The organism is Ectopseudomonas oleovorans (genome assembly GCF_003052605.1).
GTDB lineage: Bacteria > Pseudomonadota > Gammaproteobacteria > Pseudomonadales > Pseudomonadaceae > Aquipseudomonas > Aquipseudomonas oleovorans_A.
This window is the reverse complement of the sequence record NZ_QASO01000035.1, coordinates 1-14,081: the sequence shown is the minus strand read 5'-3', so window position 1 is coordinate 14,081 and position 14,081 is coordinate 1. Positions and strand designations below refer to the sequence as shown.

General features: G+C 64.7%; 15 protein-coding genes. 7 read left to right on the top strand and 8 right to left on the bottom strand.

From position 1 onward, the window contains the following. The first annotated feature begins 174 nt into the window (after positions 1-174). The gene (serA, locus tag DBO86_RS06060; RefSeq protein WP_003464121.1) at positions 175-1,404 is read left to right on the top strand and encodes a phosphoglycerate dehydrogenase; all 1,230 of its coding nucleotides are present in this window, start codon (positions 175-177) and stop codon (positions 1,402-1,404) included. 393 nt (positions 1,405-1,797) lie between these two features. Here the strand turns inward: serA and DBO86_RS06055 are convergent, their stop codons facing one another. Together DBO86_RS06055 and DBO86_RS06050 are read right to left on the bottom strand one after the other, a co-directional pair. Then, positions 1,798-2,289, bottom strand: a complete 492-nt coding sequence (locus DBO86_RS06055) for a 2-thiouracil desulfurase family protein (protein WP_108233220.1) — start codon at positions 2,287-2,289, stop codon at positions 1,798-1,800. 38 nt (positions 2,290-2,327) lie between these two features. Further along, a complete protein-coding gene (locus tag DBO86_RS06050) occupies positions 2,328-2,951 on the bottom strand; it encodes a 2OG-Fe(II) oxygenase (RefSeq protein ID WP_108233219.1) in 624 nt (207 codons plus the stop codon). Positions 2,952-3,063: 112 nt separating this feature from the next. Between DBO86_RS06050 and DBO86_RS06045 the strand changes: the two genes are divergently transcribed. Further along, entirely contained in the window at positions 3,064-3,831 is a 768-nt protein-coding gene (locus DBO86_RS06045; RefSeq protein WP_108233218.1) for a hypothetical protein, read from the top strand. A 254-nt stretch (positions 3,832-4,085) separates the two neighbouring features. Here the strand turns inward: DBO86_RS06045 and bipL are convergent, their stop codons facing one another. Next, on the bottom strand, positions 4,086-5,027 hold the full coding sequence (gene bipL, locus DBO86_RS06035; protein ID WP_039965308.1) for a phospholipase BipL: 942 nt from the start codon (positions 5,025-5,027) through the stop codon (positions 4,086-4,088). A gap of 123 nt (positions 5,028-5,150) precedes the next feature. Between bipL and DBO86_RS06030 the strand changes: the two genes are divergently transcribed. Continuing rightward, a complete protein-coding gene (locus DBO86_RS06030; protein ID WP_084341616.1) occupies positions 5,151-5,732 on the top strand; it encodes a DUF6436 domain-containing protein in 582 nt (193 codons plus the stop codon). A 173-nt stretch (positions 5,733-5,905) separates the two neighbouring features. Here DBO86_RS06030 and DBO86_RS06025 read toward each other — a convergent pair whose 3' ends face one another. Further along, positions 5,906-6,949 (bottom strand): AraC family transcriptional regulator, encoded by a 1,044-nt coding sequence (locus DBO86_RS06025; RefSeq protein ID WP_108233217.1) that lies wholly within the window; start codon positions 6,947-6,949, stop codon positions 5,906-5,908. A gap of 121 nt (positions 6,950-7,070) precedes the next feature. On the opposite strand from DBO86_RS06025, the gene DBO86_RS06020 reads away from it, so the two are divergent. Continuing rightward, positions 7,071-9,431 carry a penicillin acylase family protein gene (locus DBO86_RS06020; RefSeq protein ID WP_167399104.1) on the top strand — a complete coding sequence of 787 codons (2,361 nt, stop codon included), beginning with the start codon at positions 7,071-7,073 and terminating at the stop codon, positions 9,429-9,431. Positions 9,432-9,763: 332 nt separating this feature from the next. Here DBO86_RS06020 and DBO86_RS06015 read toward each other — a convergent pair whose 3' ends face one another. Continuing rightward, positions 9,764-10,207, bottom strand: a complete 444-nt coding sequence (locus DBO86_RS06015; protein ID WP_108233215.1) for a hypothetical protein — start codon at positions 10,205-10,207, stop codon at positions 9,764-9,766. Between DBO86_RS06015 and trmL the strand changes: the two genes are divergently transcribed. Next, a complete protein-coding gene (trmL, locus tag DBO86_RS06010) occupies positions 10,206-10,670 on the top strand; it encodes a tRNA (uridine(34)/cytosine(34)/5-carboxymethylaminomethyluridine(34)-2'-O)-methyltransferase TrmL (RefSeq protein ID WP_108233214.1) in 465 nt (154 codons plus the stop codon). The genes DBO86_RS06015 and trmL overlap by 2 nt on opposite strands. Positions 10,671-11,014: 344 nt before the next feature. Here trmL and secB read toward each other — a convergent pair whose 3' ends face one another. Genes secB through DBO86_RS05995 form a run of 3 tightly spaced genes read right to left on the bottom strand, consistent with a single transcriptional unit; the run spans position 11,015 to position 12,204 of the window. Then, positions 11,015-11,500, bottom strand: a complete 486-nt coding sequence (secB, locus tag DBO86_RS06005; RefSeq protein WP_003464143.1) for a protein-export chaperone SecB — start codon at positions 11,498-11,500, stop codon at positions 11,015-11,017. 28 nt (positions 11,501-11,528) lie between these two features. Continuing rightward, complete coding sequence (gene grxC / locus DBO86_RS06000; protein ID WP_003464145.1) at positions 11,529-11,789, bottom strand: glutaredoxin 3; 261 nt, start codon at positions 11,787-11,789, stop codon at positions 11,529-11,531. A gap of 1 nt (position 11,790) precedes the next feature. Further along, entirely contained in the window at positions 11,791-12,204 is a 414-nt protein-coding gene (locus DBO86_RS05995; RefSeq protein WP_003464147.1) for a rhodanese-like domain-containing protein, read from the bottom strand. 147 nt (positions 12,205-12,351) lie between these two features. Between DBO86_RS05995 and gpmI the strand changes: the two genes are divergently transcribed. Beyond that, positions 12,352-13,884 (top strand): 2,3-bisphosphoglycerate-independent phosphoglycerate mutase, encoded by a 1,533-nt coding sequence (gene gpmI, locus DBO86_RS05990; RefSeq protein WP_074858558.1) that lies wholly within the window; start codon positions 12,352-12,354, stop codon positions 13,882-13,884. Positions 13,885-13,986: 102 nt separating this feature from the next. Further along, positions 13,987-14,081 (top strand): hypothetical protein (locus DBO86_RS26480; protein ID WP_244185501.1); only part of this gene is annotated, 95 nt, incomplete at its 3' end.

Here is a 14,081-nt window from a genome sequence, read left to right as displayed (position 1 = left end):
ACTCTCAAAGGATTCATGGTCGCCCTGAGAACCATTCAGGTCGCAACCGAGCATTGAAAAAGGCGAACATGCTAGCATACGCACCCCGTGAATCGAGCCATGCAGCGATCTGCGGGCGCCGGCTGAGTTTCTCAGCCCTTCCCTGACAACATCCCGTGGGACACAGGTACTCCGATGAGCAAGACCTCTCTGGACAAGAGCAAGATCAAGTTCCTTCTTCTCGAAGGCGTGCACCAGAACGCCGTAGACACGCTGAAGGCCGCCGGTTACACCAACATCGAGTACCTCAAAACCGCTCTGTCGGGCGATGAGCTGAAAGCGAAGATCGCCGATGCCCACTTCATCGGCATCCGCTCGCGCACCCAGCTGACGGCTGACGTCTTCGACTGCGCGAAAAAACTGGTCGCCGTCGGCTGCTTCTGCATCGGCACCAACCAGGTCGATCTGGACGCTGCCCGCGAACGCGGTATTGCCGTGTTCAACGCACCCTACTCCAACACCCGCTCGGTGGCCGAGCTGGTGCTGGCCGAAGCCATCCTGCTGCTGCGCGGCATCCCCGAGAAGAACGCCTCCTGCCATCGCGGTGGCTGGATCAAGTCGGCGGCCAACTCCTTCGAGATCCGCGGCAAGAAGCTGGGCATCATCGGCTACGGCTCGATCGGCACCCAGCTCTCGGTACTGGCCGAAGCGCTGGGCATGCAGGTGTTCTTCTACGACACCGTGACCAAGCTGCCGCTGGGCAACGCCACGCAGATCGGTGACCTGTACGAGCTGCTGGGCCTGTGCGATATCGTCTCGCTGCACGTGCCGGAGCTGCCGTCCACCCAGTGGATGATCGGCGAGAAGGAAATCCGCGCCATGAAGAAGGGCGGCATCCTGATCAACGCCGCACGCGGTACCGTGGTCGAGCTGGATCACCTGGCCCAGGCGATCAAGGACGAGCACCTGATCGGTGCGGCCATCGACGTGTTCCCGGTCGAACCCAAGTCCAACGACGAAGAGTTCGAGAGCCCGCTGCGTGGCCTGGATCGCGTGATCCTGACCCCGCACATCGGTGGCTCCACCGCCGAAGCGCAGGCCAACATCGGCCTGGAAGTGGCCGAGAAGCTGGTCAAGTACAGCGACAACGGTACCTCGGTGTCCTCGGTCAACTTCCCTGAAGTGGCCCTGCCGGCACACCCAGGCAAGCACCGCCTGCTGCACATCCACCAGAACATTCCGGGCGTGATGAGCGACATCAACAAGGTGTTCGCCGACAACGGCATCAACATCTCCGGTCAGTTCCTGCAGACCAACGACAAGGTCGGCTACGTGGTGATCGACGTAGACGCCGAGTACTCCGACCTGGCGCTGGAGAAGCTGCAGCACGTCAATGGCACCATCCGCAGCCGCGTCCTGTTCTAAACCGGAGCGGCTGCGCGTCGGCGATACGGCGTTGGGAACAACCTCGGAGATGCTCATTTACTGACGTAAACTCCGCTCTCCTCGGTCGCTCCCGCCTTGTCTCGCTCTGGCTCGCGAGCCCCGAAGGTATGCAGAAATGAACAAAGGGAGGCTTCGGGCTAATGCCAGTCAGTTAAGCCGTTGCACTCGATCTTTGTAGGAGCCGGCTTGCCGGCGATCCGCCATAAAAAGCATCGCCAGCAAGCTGGCTCCTACGAAAAGCGCCCCCTCTACTGCAAGTAGGAGGGGGTGGTGACGAACTTATCTGATCAGCATTAGGCTTCGGGCCTCCCTTTCTCATTCCGTAGGGTGCGCCGCGCGCACCACCGTGCCCCGGATTGCATCCGGGCTACCTCAATCCCGCTCCAACCGCGCCAACTCGGCGGCCGCTTCGTCCAACTGCATTTCGTTGAACACCTTCACTCCAGCTCGTTTCAGCAGGGCAGCGGTCACGCCCTCGCCCGGCACACGCACACCGCTGAAGCTGCCATCGTAGTTTTCCAGATTGCCGCACGAAGGGCTGCGCGCCTTCAGCAGTGCCAGGCGGATGTCGTGCTCGCGCACCAGCGCCAGTGCCTGTTCGGCGCCGTCGACGAATGCAGCCGTGACATCCTCGCCCTCGATCGTCAGTACTGGCAGCCGACCATCCAACACTGCACCACCCTGTCCATGGCGAATTTCAGCAGGCGGGCGCGGCGTCGACAACCCACCCGCCACCTCCGGGCACAGCGCCACCACCCGCCCTTCGTCCAGCCAGTGCTGAAGCTGATCGAAAGGACCGTGAGCACCACCGTCATAACGCACCCGATGCCCGAGCAGGCAGCGGCTGACCAATATCTTCTGCATCGCCCTCTCCATGACTGTCGCCAGACAGCCCGCAGGCCTCAGAGTACCGTGCCACCCCGACGCCTGAACCAGCCGGTCAACGACAGCCGTTCGCGGGTGGCCGGCAGCACTTCGTGAGGCATCTCGGAAGACAGAAACAGCGCCAGTGTTCCAGCCTGAGGCAGTACGTCATGCTCCCGGCCATCGGCCAGATACAGGCGCAACGCCCCGCCGTGCTCGGCCTGCCACTCCTCATTCAGATAGAACACCGCCGACACCGTGCGGCGGTCGTCATCGCGAAAACGATCGAGATGCCGCTGGTAGAAGGCCCCCGGTGCATAGCAGGCGAAGTGGCATTCGTAGTCTTCGAGCCCCAGATAGAGCGCCTGGTTGAGTGCCTGACGCAAACCGTCCATCAATTGCAGATACTGGTCACAGGCTTGGCTCTGGCCAGGTTCCAGCCATTGGATGCGATCGCCGCGAATCCCTTCCCGCACCTGCTGCGCGCCCCCGCGCCCAACGCCGGCGGCATTGAGTTCGCCATTCTGTGCACGCGTGCGACACTCGACGGCCAGTTCGCGGGTCAGAACTTCTGGGGCGAACAACGCCCGTTGCGACCAGCCCTGGCTGGCAAGGTCGTCGATAAGGCCGGAAAAGAGGTCGTGCAGGCTGGATTCGGTCATGGCGGCGATTGTATCAGTGGCATGTCGTGACTCGACAAGCCTCCACCAGCCACCGAAAATAACCGGCCGCAACACCTGCGGCCGACCAGGAAAGTTTGCCAAGGAGTTCTCGATGCGCGTTCTGTTTGCCCTGTTGCTGATTGGCCTGACCTTGCCGGCCCTGGCAGACGACCACCTGCGCCTGTATCAGGCCGCCGGCTGGCCGCAACAGCGCGAACATTTCAACCAGGCGCTCGACGCGGCTCAGCAGCGCTACCGCAGCACTCTGCCACCGGCGGTGTTTCAGGCGCTGGTGGATAACAGCAATCGCCGCTTTGCTGCTGCCGCCATCGACCAGCGCGCGCAGCACAGCCTGCGCATGGAGCTGGCCGACCCGCAGCCGGCGCTGGCCTTCTTCGAATCCGCGCTGGGCCGCAAGATCGTTGCCGCCGAGACGCTGGCCACCCGTAGCGACCAATTGGCCAAATACGCCAATGGCCTGCCACGCACCGATGCCGATGCCACTCGCCGCCTACTGATTCGTCACCTGGCCCAGGCCATTCCCGCCAAGGAAGCGGGGGCTGAAGTCAGCCTGGCGCTGGCCGGCGTGGCAGCCGACAGCCTCAGCCAGATGATTCCCGGCCTGCTCGGCGGCAGTCAGGCTCAAGGGCTGCTCAATGGCCAGCGTGAGCGCCTGATGACGCAGATCGAACAGGATCTCGACAACACCCTGCTGCACGTCTATCGCGAGCTGAGCGACCCCGAGCTGGAGCAGTTCGTCGAATTCGCCCAGTCGGAGGCGGGCAAAGCCTATTACCAGGCCGCCCTGCAGGCGCTGCGCGCAGGCCTTGCAGTAGGCATGAGCAGCAACGAGCTGGAGCCGGCATCGCAGGGCATATAACAGCCTGTAGCCTGGGTTGAGCGCAGCGAAACCCAGGCCATTTGATTAATGCCCGTCAGTTAAGCATCGACGCTGCGAATGTGTAGGAGCGGCGCCCCGCCGCGAACCAGGGCGGTGCGCAATTGGAAAGCTTCGCCCCGGGGCGGGGCTCCTGCGAAAGGCCGCTTTTGCAACCTTATCTGATCGGTATTGGGCCATCTGATGGGTTTCGCGTTGCTCTCCCCATCTACGATGCTCCTTGGTGCCGGCAGAACCTACGCCAATCGCTCGCGCAGAAAGTCGAAATAGTGCTTACGCAACGTCTCGTTCTCGTTCGCCAGGTGATGGCGGGCGTCTGTCAATCGCAGGATCTGCGGCTGATGGAACTTGTCCTGCAGCACCTCGAGGTTGTAGCGCCAGTCGACCGTCATGTCCGCCTCGCCCTGAATGATCAGCGGGCTGTGCGTGCTGCGCCCGGCCGCTTCGACATGCGGCACCCACTTGGCCAATGCCCCCACCCAGGCAGTCGGCAAGCTGCGCGGCTGCAGGGGATCGAGGTTGTGCACGAAGTCGATGAAGGTGGCGTCGCTGGAGTTCTCGCTGAAGCGCCGCGGAATTTCCCGAACGAAGGGACTGAGCATCCGATAGCTGAGCTTCGACCAGGCCCAGGCGCGCGGCCGCACCAGTGGTGCCAGGAGAATGCTCTGCCCGAGCTCCGGGCGCTTGCCGTCGGCGAGCAGATAATCCAGCAGAATCGCCCCACCCGTGCTCTGCCCACAGAGATGCCAGGGCTGCGGCAGCCCCAGCTCGCTGGCCTGCTCGAACAAGCCAGCCAGCACCTGCTGATACTCGGCGAAATCACCGATGCTGGCACGCGCACCGCTGGACAGGCCGTGTCCCGGCAGGTCGCAGGCGAGCACGGCAAAATTCATGCTCAGCGCCCAGTCGACCACATGTCGGTACAGGCCCATATGGTCGTAATAGCCGTGCAGCAACAGCAGGGTGCCCTGCGGCTCGGCCGGCGCCCACAGCTGCACGGCGATCTGGTAGCCGGCGGCATTGAAGCTGCCGAGACGGTTGTCCAGCCCGGCAAAGCGCGCGGCCAGGTCGAAACCGTAGAAGCTGCGATACGCCTGCAGCGCCGGCAAATCCAGGTGCGCTGCGGCCAAGGGTCGCAGCAGAGGGCGCAAGTGATCGGGCTGAAACGGCTCTGACATAGGGCTTTCCATAAATGCAGGATGCGCGCGGACGATCCCGACGACATATCCTCGAATGCTGCGATATTCAGCTGCCCGGCGCATCGTGGCAAGCTACACGCCCTTTTTACGCCCGGCCCGCCCATGCTCCGCCTGCCCCGCAAGAACCTGCTCATCGCCCTGCTCGCCCTGGCCTGGCTGGCCGGTATGGCGCTGGCATACCGCTGGTTCGAAACGCGCTACCTGCGCACCTTCGACGAGCGCGCAGCGGTGTTCTCCGGCGCCGAACTGCAGCTACCCACTGAACTGAGCGGCCCCGGCGCGATCCGCCTGGTGCATTTCTGGGACCCGGCCTGCCCATGCAATGTCGGCAACCAGCAGCACCTGGCCGAACTGATCGAACACTACACGCCACAAGGCGTGCAATTTCATGTCGTACAGAAGCCCGGTAGTAAGGGCCACCTGCCCGCCGAACTGGCCGCGCTGCAATCGATCGACGAGCTGCCCGGCAGCGCCAAACTGCCAGCCAGCCCGGCCGTGGCGATCTGGGACAAACAGGGCCAGCTGGCCTATTTCGGCCCCTACAGCGAAGGGCTGACCTGCAACTCGAGCAACAGCTTTATCGAGCCGATTCTCGAAGCCCTGGCCGCGGGGCGCCGGGTCGACGCCAGCAACACCCTGGCGGTGGGCTGCTTCTGCGACTGGGCCGCACCGACCAGCAACTGACGAGACCCGAGCAACAAGGGTGGGTTAGCCGCCTGTCGCGCTTACCGGTCGATTAGCTCTGTTTGACGCGGCGTAACCCACCATCGGCGCAATACGAGCCACCGCCTGGTGGGTTACGCGACGCACCACCTCCGCGGCGTTTGTCGATCCACCTCCAGCGTCGCTAACCCACCCTACGAACGCTCTTCACTCGCCAGTCGTTCCGTGGCGCGATACAGGCCGCGCGGCGTCCCGCCCTGCCAGCGTCGAAAGGCGCGGTAGAACGGCGACAGCTCGGCGAAACCGCAGGCGCGCGCCACCTCGCGTACGCCCAGGCCTTGATCCAGCAGGCGCAGCGCACGTAGGCGCCGCACCTCATCGTGCAGTGCGCGAAAACTGCTGCCCTGCTCGCTCAGCGAACGTTGCAAGGCACCGCGATTGCTGCCAAGCGCCAGTGCACAGGCCTCCAGGCTGCAGGTCGTACCCCCTAGATTGACCTCCAGCCAGTAGCGCACCCGCGCCAGCAACTGGTTCTCCACCAACCCTGCCAACTGCTTCTCGGCTTCTTCGCTGAGCACCTCGAACAGGCGCGGGCTGGCACTGCGCGAGGGTCGCGAGAGCAGCGCACGCGGCAGGATCAGCACGTCATGGGGGCGCGAGAACCGTGGCTCGACGCCAAGCAGGCGGCGATGCTCGGCAAGCCTGCGCGGCGCCCGGTGGCGAAACTCGACGCCCGACAGGGGCAAGGCGTCGCCAGCGGCCGCGGCCAGCATCTTGCTCAGCAGCACGGCCAGGCATTCCATCTGCTGACGCAACGAGCCGACTTCGCGGTAGTTGAGGTCGATCACCAGGCGCGCCTCGTCGCCCTGCTCCTCCAGCCGCGCGGCAAAACCACCGGAGAGGATGTGCTGGAAGCGTACGAAGGCCTGCAAGCCCTGACGCAGGTCGCGCGCCGCCAGCAGCAGGTAGCCGACCACGTCCATCGGCCGCGGCTGCATCATCTCGCCCAGGTGCAGGCCGATATCGACGTCCCCGCTGATGCCTTCCAGCGCCCGCCAGAAGCGCGGCGCGTTGTCGTGCTCCTCGCGTGCCTCCAGCAGCGGCGCCGCCAGCGCCACCCCGGCGTAGGCGCGGCGGTAGGTATCGGTCGGGTCGAGCCCCAGCGCCGCCAGGGCTTCGTAGAGCAGCCGGCGCAGGGTCGAGGAATGGGTCAGGGCAACGAATGCGCGATCGGCCATGGCGGCTCCGCTGGACAATTGACCATAGACTTTCAGCCTTGAGGCATATGGTCAATGCCGATGCCCATGCAGCTTGAGCAAAATGCTCGCATGCCCGCTCTACAACAATAAGGATCGCTGGATGAAACCTTCCCTGACCGCCCTTGCGCTGGTGATTGCCGCCGCCGCAGGCGGCCTGACCTGGTACCTGCACGACAAGCAACCGCAACGCGACGGCGAACTGGTGCTCGGCGTCCTGCAGGCGCCGGTCAGCGTCGACTACGACGAACGCGGCGTGCCGCATATTCGCGCCGAAAACGAGGCGGACATGCACCGCGCCCTGGGTTTCGTGCATGCCCAGGATCGCCTGTTCCAGATGGAACTGCTGCGGCGCCTGGCACGCGGCGAACTGGCCGAGGTGCTTGGCGACAAGCTGGTGCCCACCGACCGCCTGTTCCGCACCCTGGAAATCGGCCGCCATGCCGATGCCTACGCTGCCCGCCTGGACGCAGGCAGCCCGTCCACCCAGGCCCTGCAGCACTACCTCGAAGGCATCAACCAGTACCAGGCCAGTCGCCCACGCCCCCTGGAGTTCGACCTGCTGGGCATCGAGCCACGCCCCTTCACCATTGCCGACACCCTCAGCGTCGCCGGCTACATGGCCTACAGCTTCGCCGCGGCGCTGCGCACCGAACCGGTGATGACCCACATCCGCGACGAGCTGGGCGCGGACTACCTCGAGCTGTTCGACCTCGAATGGCACCCGCAGGGCGTGATAGGCACCACCCTGGCCGCCAGCGACTGGCAGGACCTTGCCGCCCTCGCCCAGCTCAGCAACGACGCCCTGCAAGGCAGCGGCCTGCCGCAGTTCGAGGGCAGCAACGCCTGGGCCGTGTCCGGCAGCCGCACCGCCAGCGGCAAGCCATTGCTGGCCGGCGACCCGCACATTCGCTTCTCGCTGCCGGCGGTCTGGTACGAAGCGCACCTGCAGGCCCCCGGCTACGAGCTGTACGGCTACCACCATGCGCTGATACCCAGCGCCATGCTCGGCCACAACCGCGACTTCGCCTGGAGCCTGACCATGTTCCAGAACGACGACCTCGACCTGATCGCCGAGCGGGTCAACCCGGACAACGCCAACCAGGTCTGGTATCAGGGCAGCTGGGTCGACCTCCAGCAACGCACGGAAACCATCCAGGTCAAGGGCGCCGAGCCGGTGCAGATCACCCTGCGTCGTTCCCCGCACGGGCCGATCATCAACGACGCCCTGGGCCAGGCCGGCGGCAGCACGCCGATCGCCATGTGGTGGGCCTTTCTCGAAACCGACAATCCGATGCTCGATGCCTTCTACCAGCTAAATCGCGCAGACGAGCTGGGCAAGGCCCGCGCCGCCGTCGAGAAGATCGAAGCCCCCGGCCTCAATGTGGTCTGGGCCAACGCCCGCGGCGATATCGGCTGGTGGGCGGCGGCCAAGCTGCCGCTGCGCCCCGAGGGCGTCAACCCGACCTTCATCCTCGACGGCGCCAGCGGCGACGCGGACAAGCTCGGCTATCACCCCTTCAGCGCCAACCCGCAGGAAGAGAACCCGCAGCGCGGCTACATCCTCTCGGCCAACTACCAGCCCGTGCCGGCCAGCGGTATCGAGATTCCCGGTTACTACAACCTGCCTGATCGTGGTCAGCGCCTGAGCGATGCCTCGGTGAAATGGGACACGCAGAACAGCCAGGCGCTGCAGCTCGACCCCGGCACCGGCTACGGCCCGCGCCTGCTGGCACCGATCCTCGACGAACTGCGCGGCGCGGCGGCGAACGATCAGGAGCGCGCACTGGTGGAGCAACTGGCCCAGTGGAACGGCGACCACGCACTCGATTCCGTGGCCGCTACCCTGTTCAACCAGCTGACCTACCAGCTCGCCCACGAAGCCATGGCCGACGAGCTGGGCGAGTCGTTCTTCGACAGCCTGCTGCAAACCCGCGTACTCGACACCGCGCTGCCACGCCTGACGGCCAACGCCGCTTCGCCCTGGTGGAATCGCCAGGGCAGTGAGCAACGCGAAAGCCGCGCGCAGATCGTCGCCGAGGCCTGGCGCGCCAGCCTGGAGCACCTGCGCAGCCTGTTCGGCGAAGAGGCCTGGGCCTGGGGCCGCGGCCACACCCTTACCCACAGCCACCCGCTCGGCCAGCAGCAGCCACTGGCCTGGCTGCTCAACGTCGGCCCGCTGGCTGCGCCTGGTGGCCATGAAACGCCGAACAACCTGTCGCACAAGATCGGCCCGGCGCCCTGGCCGGTGGTCTACGGTCCCTCGACCCGACGCCTGATCGACCTGGCCGACGCGGAAAAGGCCCTGGGCGGCATTCCCGTTGGCCAGAGCGGCGTGCCGTTCGACGCCCACTACGGCGATCAGGCCGCCGCCCACGTCGCTGGTGAATATCAGCCGCAGCACCTCAGCGAGGCGGATGTGAAAGCGCACAGCCAGGGCACGCTGCACCTGCTGCCGCGCTGATCGCCATCAGGCGTCTGCACACAGCGTGGTGCACCCTCGGTGCATCGCGCTGCACGCTGGTGCACCCAGGCGCTGCAAATGCCGCTGCAGCCCTCGCCCGAGGGCTCTGAACCCAGCGAAGTCGGCCCTTGCCGCTTCGGTAATAAAATTGGCACACGCCCTGCATAGGCTAAGGCAATCCCGGTTTTGGGGACCTTGGTACAGGCAGGCCGGGGAATCCCCTTCTTTATTCGACGCGTCAGCGCGTCACACAGCGCGCCGCGGTTCGCTCGACGAGCACGGCGCCACAGTTTCGGGGACCTTGGTACAGGCAGGCCGGGGAATCCCCTTCTTTATCTGGGACGTAGCGCCAGGCGCGCACGCCAACGTCCATCCTCCTGCGCACCGCGCCACTCGCCCTGTAGCGGGCGGGGCGACACCAGCACCAGCAGCAGATCCCGCCCGTCGCGCTCCAGGCGCCAGTTCACCAGGCCCAGCGGCAGCCTGAGCTGGCCATCACGCACGCGCCCATAGGCATCTTCGTAGCGATACACCAGCGCGCCGTCGACATGCTCGGCCTGCGCCTGTGGCTCACGATTGAACCAGAGCTGCAGCCCCTGCTCCCAGGCCTCGACCTCCTCGATGCGCAAACGCGGCGGATCGAACACCCGGCCAATCATCATGCCGACGAGGAAGGCAATCAGCATCACCGACGCCATAAAACGCCAGCGCAAACGCGGCCGCGGATCTTCCGGCGGCGTAGAATGGCGCTCGTCCCAGTGCTCGGAGTGCTGCATGTTCCACATCATCCTCTTTCAACCGGAAATTCCGCCCAATACCGGCAACATTATCAGGCTGTGCGCCAACAGCGGCTGCCAGCTGCACCTGATCGAGCCACTGGGCTTCGAGCTGGACGACAAACGCCTGCGTCGTGCCGGGCTGGATTATCACGAGTACGCCACGCTCAAGCGCCATCCTGACCTGCAGAGCTGCCTCGACAGCCTCGGCCAGCCGCGCCTGTTCGCCTTCACCACCAAGGGCTCGCAACCCTTCCATGAAATCGCCTACCAGCCCGGTGATGCCTTCCTGTTTGGCCCGGAAAGCCGCGGCCTGCCCGAAGACATACGCAACGCCCTGCCGCCCGAACGGCGCGTGCGCCTGCCGATGCGCGCCGGCTGCCGCAGCCTGAACCTGTCCAATACCGTGGCCGTCACCGTTTACGAGGCCTGGCGGCAGAACGGCTTCGCTGGCGCCGAGTGAGGCGCGTACCCTGCCCCAACCATCCCACGATGCCGAATAAACGCCGCAACCCGACCTGTAGGAGCCGGCTTGCCGGCGATCAGGTCGCCGCCATCGCCCGCAAGCGGGCTCCTACAACGCATGCAGGTAGCCTGGGTTGAGCTCGGCAAAACCCGGGGGCCGCCTGATGGGTCATTCTTATGCTCTGCCTGCGCCACCCGGCATGAAGTGGGCGTTGCAAACACTGGTAACCCTGCAGAGCGTGGGCAGCACCGGTTATAGAAACCGGCTCATGTCGCCCCTGAAAAAGCAAAACGCCGCGCTCCCTCGGAGGGAGTCGCGGCGTTTTTCCAGCGATATGACGCTTATTGCGCAGCGGTTTCGCCGGCTTGCTGCATGCGCTGCAGCTCCTGGGCGTACAGCGCATCGAAGTTCACCGGAGACAGCATCAGCGCTGGGAACGAGCCGCGGATCACCAGGCTGTCCAGCGCTTCACGGGCGTACGGGAACAGGATGTTCGGGCAGAAGGCACCGAGGGTGTGGCTCATCGAGGCCGCGTCCAGGCCCTTGATCAGGAAGATGCCCGCTTGCTGCACTTCAGCGATGAAGGCGACTTCTTCGCCGTTCTTGACCGTCACCGACAGGGTCAGCACCACTTCGTGGAAGTCGCCTTCCAGGGCCTTCTGGCGGGTGTTCAGATCCAGACCGACGCTCGGCGTCCACTCCTGACGGAAGATTTCCGGGCTCTTCGGCGCTTCGAAGGACAGGTCCTTGACGTAGATGCGCTGCAGGGAGAATTGCGGATTCTGCGAATCGGCAGCGGCTGCGCCGCTGTTGGCTTGCTCGGTCATGGCGTTTGCCTTCCTTAACGTTGAGGTTTCAAGCGGGGCTCTGCAGCAGGGCGTCGAGCTTGCCGGCGCGCTCCAGGGCGTAGAGGTCGTCACAGCCACCCACATGGGTACTGCCGATCCAGATTTGCGGCACCGAGGTGCGGCCAGCCTTGCGGGTCATCTCCGCGCGAATGGCCGGCTGGCCGTCGACGCGAATTTCCTCGAAGTCCACCCCTTTACTGGCCAGCAGCTGCTTGGCGCGCATGCAGTAGGGACACCAGTCGCTGGAGTACACGACCACGCTGGTCATGTCACTTCACCAGCGGCAGGTTGTCGCCACGCCAGGTGGCGATGCCACCGGACAGCTTGGCGACGGTAAAACCGGCTTTCTTCAGCTCGCGGGCGACGCTGCCGGCATGCTGCCCCATGGCGTCGACGACGACGATGGTCTTGGCCTTGTGCTTTTCCAGCTCGGCGATACGTGCCACCACCTTGTCGTAAGGGATGTGCAGCGAATCGACGATATGCCCGGCGGAGAAGTCCTTCTGCGCGCGCACGTCGAGCACCACGCCCTTGCCGCTATTGACCAGCGCGGTGAGCTCGCGGCTCGACAGGCTCTGCCCACCCTTGCGCATTTCGGTGACGATCAGCAACACCAGCAGAACGGCGAACATGCCGCTCAGTACATAGTGATTAATGATGAATTCAATCAGGTTGGCGAACATCTATATGGCCCAGGACGGTAAAATGCCGGCCAGTATACACAGCCCCACAGGTCGGCCAAACCCCGTCTGGCAGTGACGCGCCAGGCGCTTGGCCCTAAAATACCGGGCTGTTTCCTTGCCCCCTCAGACGCAGAGCGAGCCAGTTCAATGAGTGCCACGCCAAAACCCTTGGTTCTGATCATCCTCGACGGCTTCGGTCACAGCGACAAACCCGAGTACAACGCCATCCATGCTGCCAACACGCCGGTCTACGACCGCCTGCGTGCTACCTACCCGCACTGCCTGATCTCAGGCAGCGGCATGGACGTCGGCCTGCCGGACGGGCAGATGGGCAACTCCGAAGTCGGCCATATGAACCTCGGTGCCGGTCGCGTGGTGTACCAGGACTTCACCCGCGTGACCAAGGCGATTCGTGACGGCGAGTTCTTCGACAACGCCACGATCAACCAGGCCGTGGACAAGGCCGTGGCCGCCGGCAAGGCCGTGCACATCCTCGGCCTGCTCTCCGATGGCGGCGTACACAGCCACCAGGATCACATCGTCGCCATGGTCGAACTGGCCGCCAAGCGCGGCGCCGAGAAGATCTACCTGCATGCCTTCCTCGACGGCCGCGACACCCCACCGAAAAGCGCACAACCGTCCATCGAGCTGCTCGATGCCACATTCGCCCGCCTCGGCAAGGGCCGCATCGCCAGTCTCACCGGCCGCTATTTCGCCATGGACCGCGACAACCGCTGGGACCGCGTCGAGCAGGCCTACCACCTGATCGTCGACGGCGCCGGCCAGTTCAACGCCGCCAGCGCCGTTGAAGGCCTGCAAGCCGCCTACGACCGTGGCGAGAGCGACGAGTTCGTCAAGGCCACCACCATCGGCACGCCGGTGCAGGTGGAAGATGGCGACGCCGTGGTGTTCATGAACTTCCGCGCCGACCGCGCCCGCGAACTGACCCGAGCCTTCGTCGAGCCTGGTTTCAAGGAATTCGAGCGCAAGCGTGCACCGCAGGTCGGTTTCGTCATGCTCACCCAGTACGCAGCGAGCATCCCGGCGCCCAGCGCCTTCGCTCCGGAAGCCCTGACCAACGTGCTCGGCGAATACCTGGCGAAGAACGGCAAGACCCAGCTGCGCATCGCCGAGACCGAGAAATACGCCCACGTCACCTTCTTTTTCTCCGGCGGTCGCGAAGAGCCGTTCGAGGGCGAAGAACGCATCCTGATTCCGTCGCCGAACGTCGCCACCTACGACCTCAAGCCGGAAATGAGCGCGCCGGAAGTCACCGACAGGATCGTCGATGCCATCGAGAACCAGCGTTATGACGTGATCATCGTCAACTACGCCAACGGCGACATGGTCGGCCATACCGGCGTGTTCGAGGCGGCGGTCAAGGCCGTGGAAACCCTCGACCGCTGCGTCGGCCGCATCACCGAGGCGCTGGAGAAGGTCGGTGGCGAAGCGCTGATCACTGCCGACCATGGCAACGTCGAACAGATGGAAGACGAGTGCACCGGCCAGGCGCACACCGCCCACACCTGCGAGCCAGTACCGTTCATCTACGTTGGCAAGCGCCCGGCGCGTATCCGTGAAGGTGGCGTGCTGGCCGATGTGGCGCCGACCCTGCTCACGCTGATGGGCCTGCCACAGCCGGCCGAGATGACGGGCAAGACCATCGTCGAGCTGCAATAAGACGCAAGCATCGTAGCCCAATGAGATGGACTCCTCCCTCCTACGGCGTCATTGCGCCAGACTGTAGGTTACGAAACAAACAATCCCGGAGGGGGAGCCCGCATGAAACTTAAACGCATAGGCGTGGATTTGGCAAAGCAGGTTTTTCAAGTTCATGGTGTCGACAGCCATGAGCAGGTCAAATGCCGCAAGCAACT

What these genes read in the sequence shown, in the direction of transcription:
- DBO86_RS06020 (WP_167399104.1), top strand. Translation starts at nt 7,071, where the DNA reads ATGAAACCTTCCCTGACCGCCCTTGCGCTGGTGATTGCCGCCGCCGCA.
- DBO86_RS05995 (WP_003464147.1), bottom strand. Translation starts at nt 12,204, where the DNA reads ATGTTCGCCAACCTGATTGAATTCATCATTAATCACTATGTACTGAGC.
- DBO86_RS06045 (WP_108233218.1), top strand. Translation starts at nt 3,064, where the DNA reads ATGCGCGTTCTGTTTGCCCTGTTGCTGATTGGCCTGACCTTGCCGGCC.
- DBO86_RS06050 (WP_108233219.1), bottom strand. Translation starts at nt 2,951, where the DNA reads ATGACCGAATCCAGCCTGCACGACCTCTTTTCCGGCCTTATCGACGAC.
- DBO86_RS06055 (WP_108233220.1), bottom strand. Translation starts at nt 2,289, where the DNA reads ATGCAGAAGATATTGGTCAGCCGCTGCCTGCTCGGGCATCGGGTGCGT.
- DBO86_RS06025 (WP_108233217.1), bottom strand. Translation starts at nt 6,949, where the DNA reads ATGGCCGATCGCGCATTCGTTGCCCTGACCCATTCCTCGACCCTGCGC.
- grxC (WP_003464145.1), bottom strand. Translation starts at nt 11,789, where the DNA reads ATGACCAGCGTGGTCGTGTACTCCAGCGACTGGTGTCCCTACTGCATG.
- serA (WP_003464121.1), top strand. Translation starts at nt 175, where the DNA reads ATGAGCAAGACCTCTCTGGACAAGAGCAAGATCAAGTTCCTTCTTCTC.
- gpmI (WP_074858558.1), top strand. Translation starts at nt 12,352, where the DNA reads ATGAGTGCCACGCCAAAACCCTTGGTTCTGATCATCCTCGACGGCTTC.
- DBO86_RS06015 (WP_108233215.1), bottom strand. Translation starts at nt 10,207, where the DNA reads ATGCAGCACTCCGAGCACTGGGACGAGCGCCATTCTACGCCGCCGGAA.
- DBO86_RS06030 (WP_084341616.1), top strand. Translation starts at nt 5,151, where the DNA reads ATGCTCCGCCTGCCCCGCAAGAACCTGCTCATCGCCCTGCTCGCCCTG.
- bipL (WP_039965308.1), bottom strand. Translation starts at nt 5,027, where the DNA reads ATGTCAGAGCCGTTTCAGCCCGATCACTTGCGCCCTCTGCTGCGACCC.
- secB (WP_003464143.1), bottom strand. Translation starts at nt 11,500, where the DNA reads ATGACCGAGCAAGCCAACAGCGGCGCAGCCGCTGCCGATTCGCAGAAT.
- trmL (WP_108233214.1), top strand. Translation starts at nt 10,206, where the DNA reads ATGTTCCACATCATCCTCTTTCAACCGGAAATTCCGCCCAATACCGGC.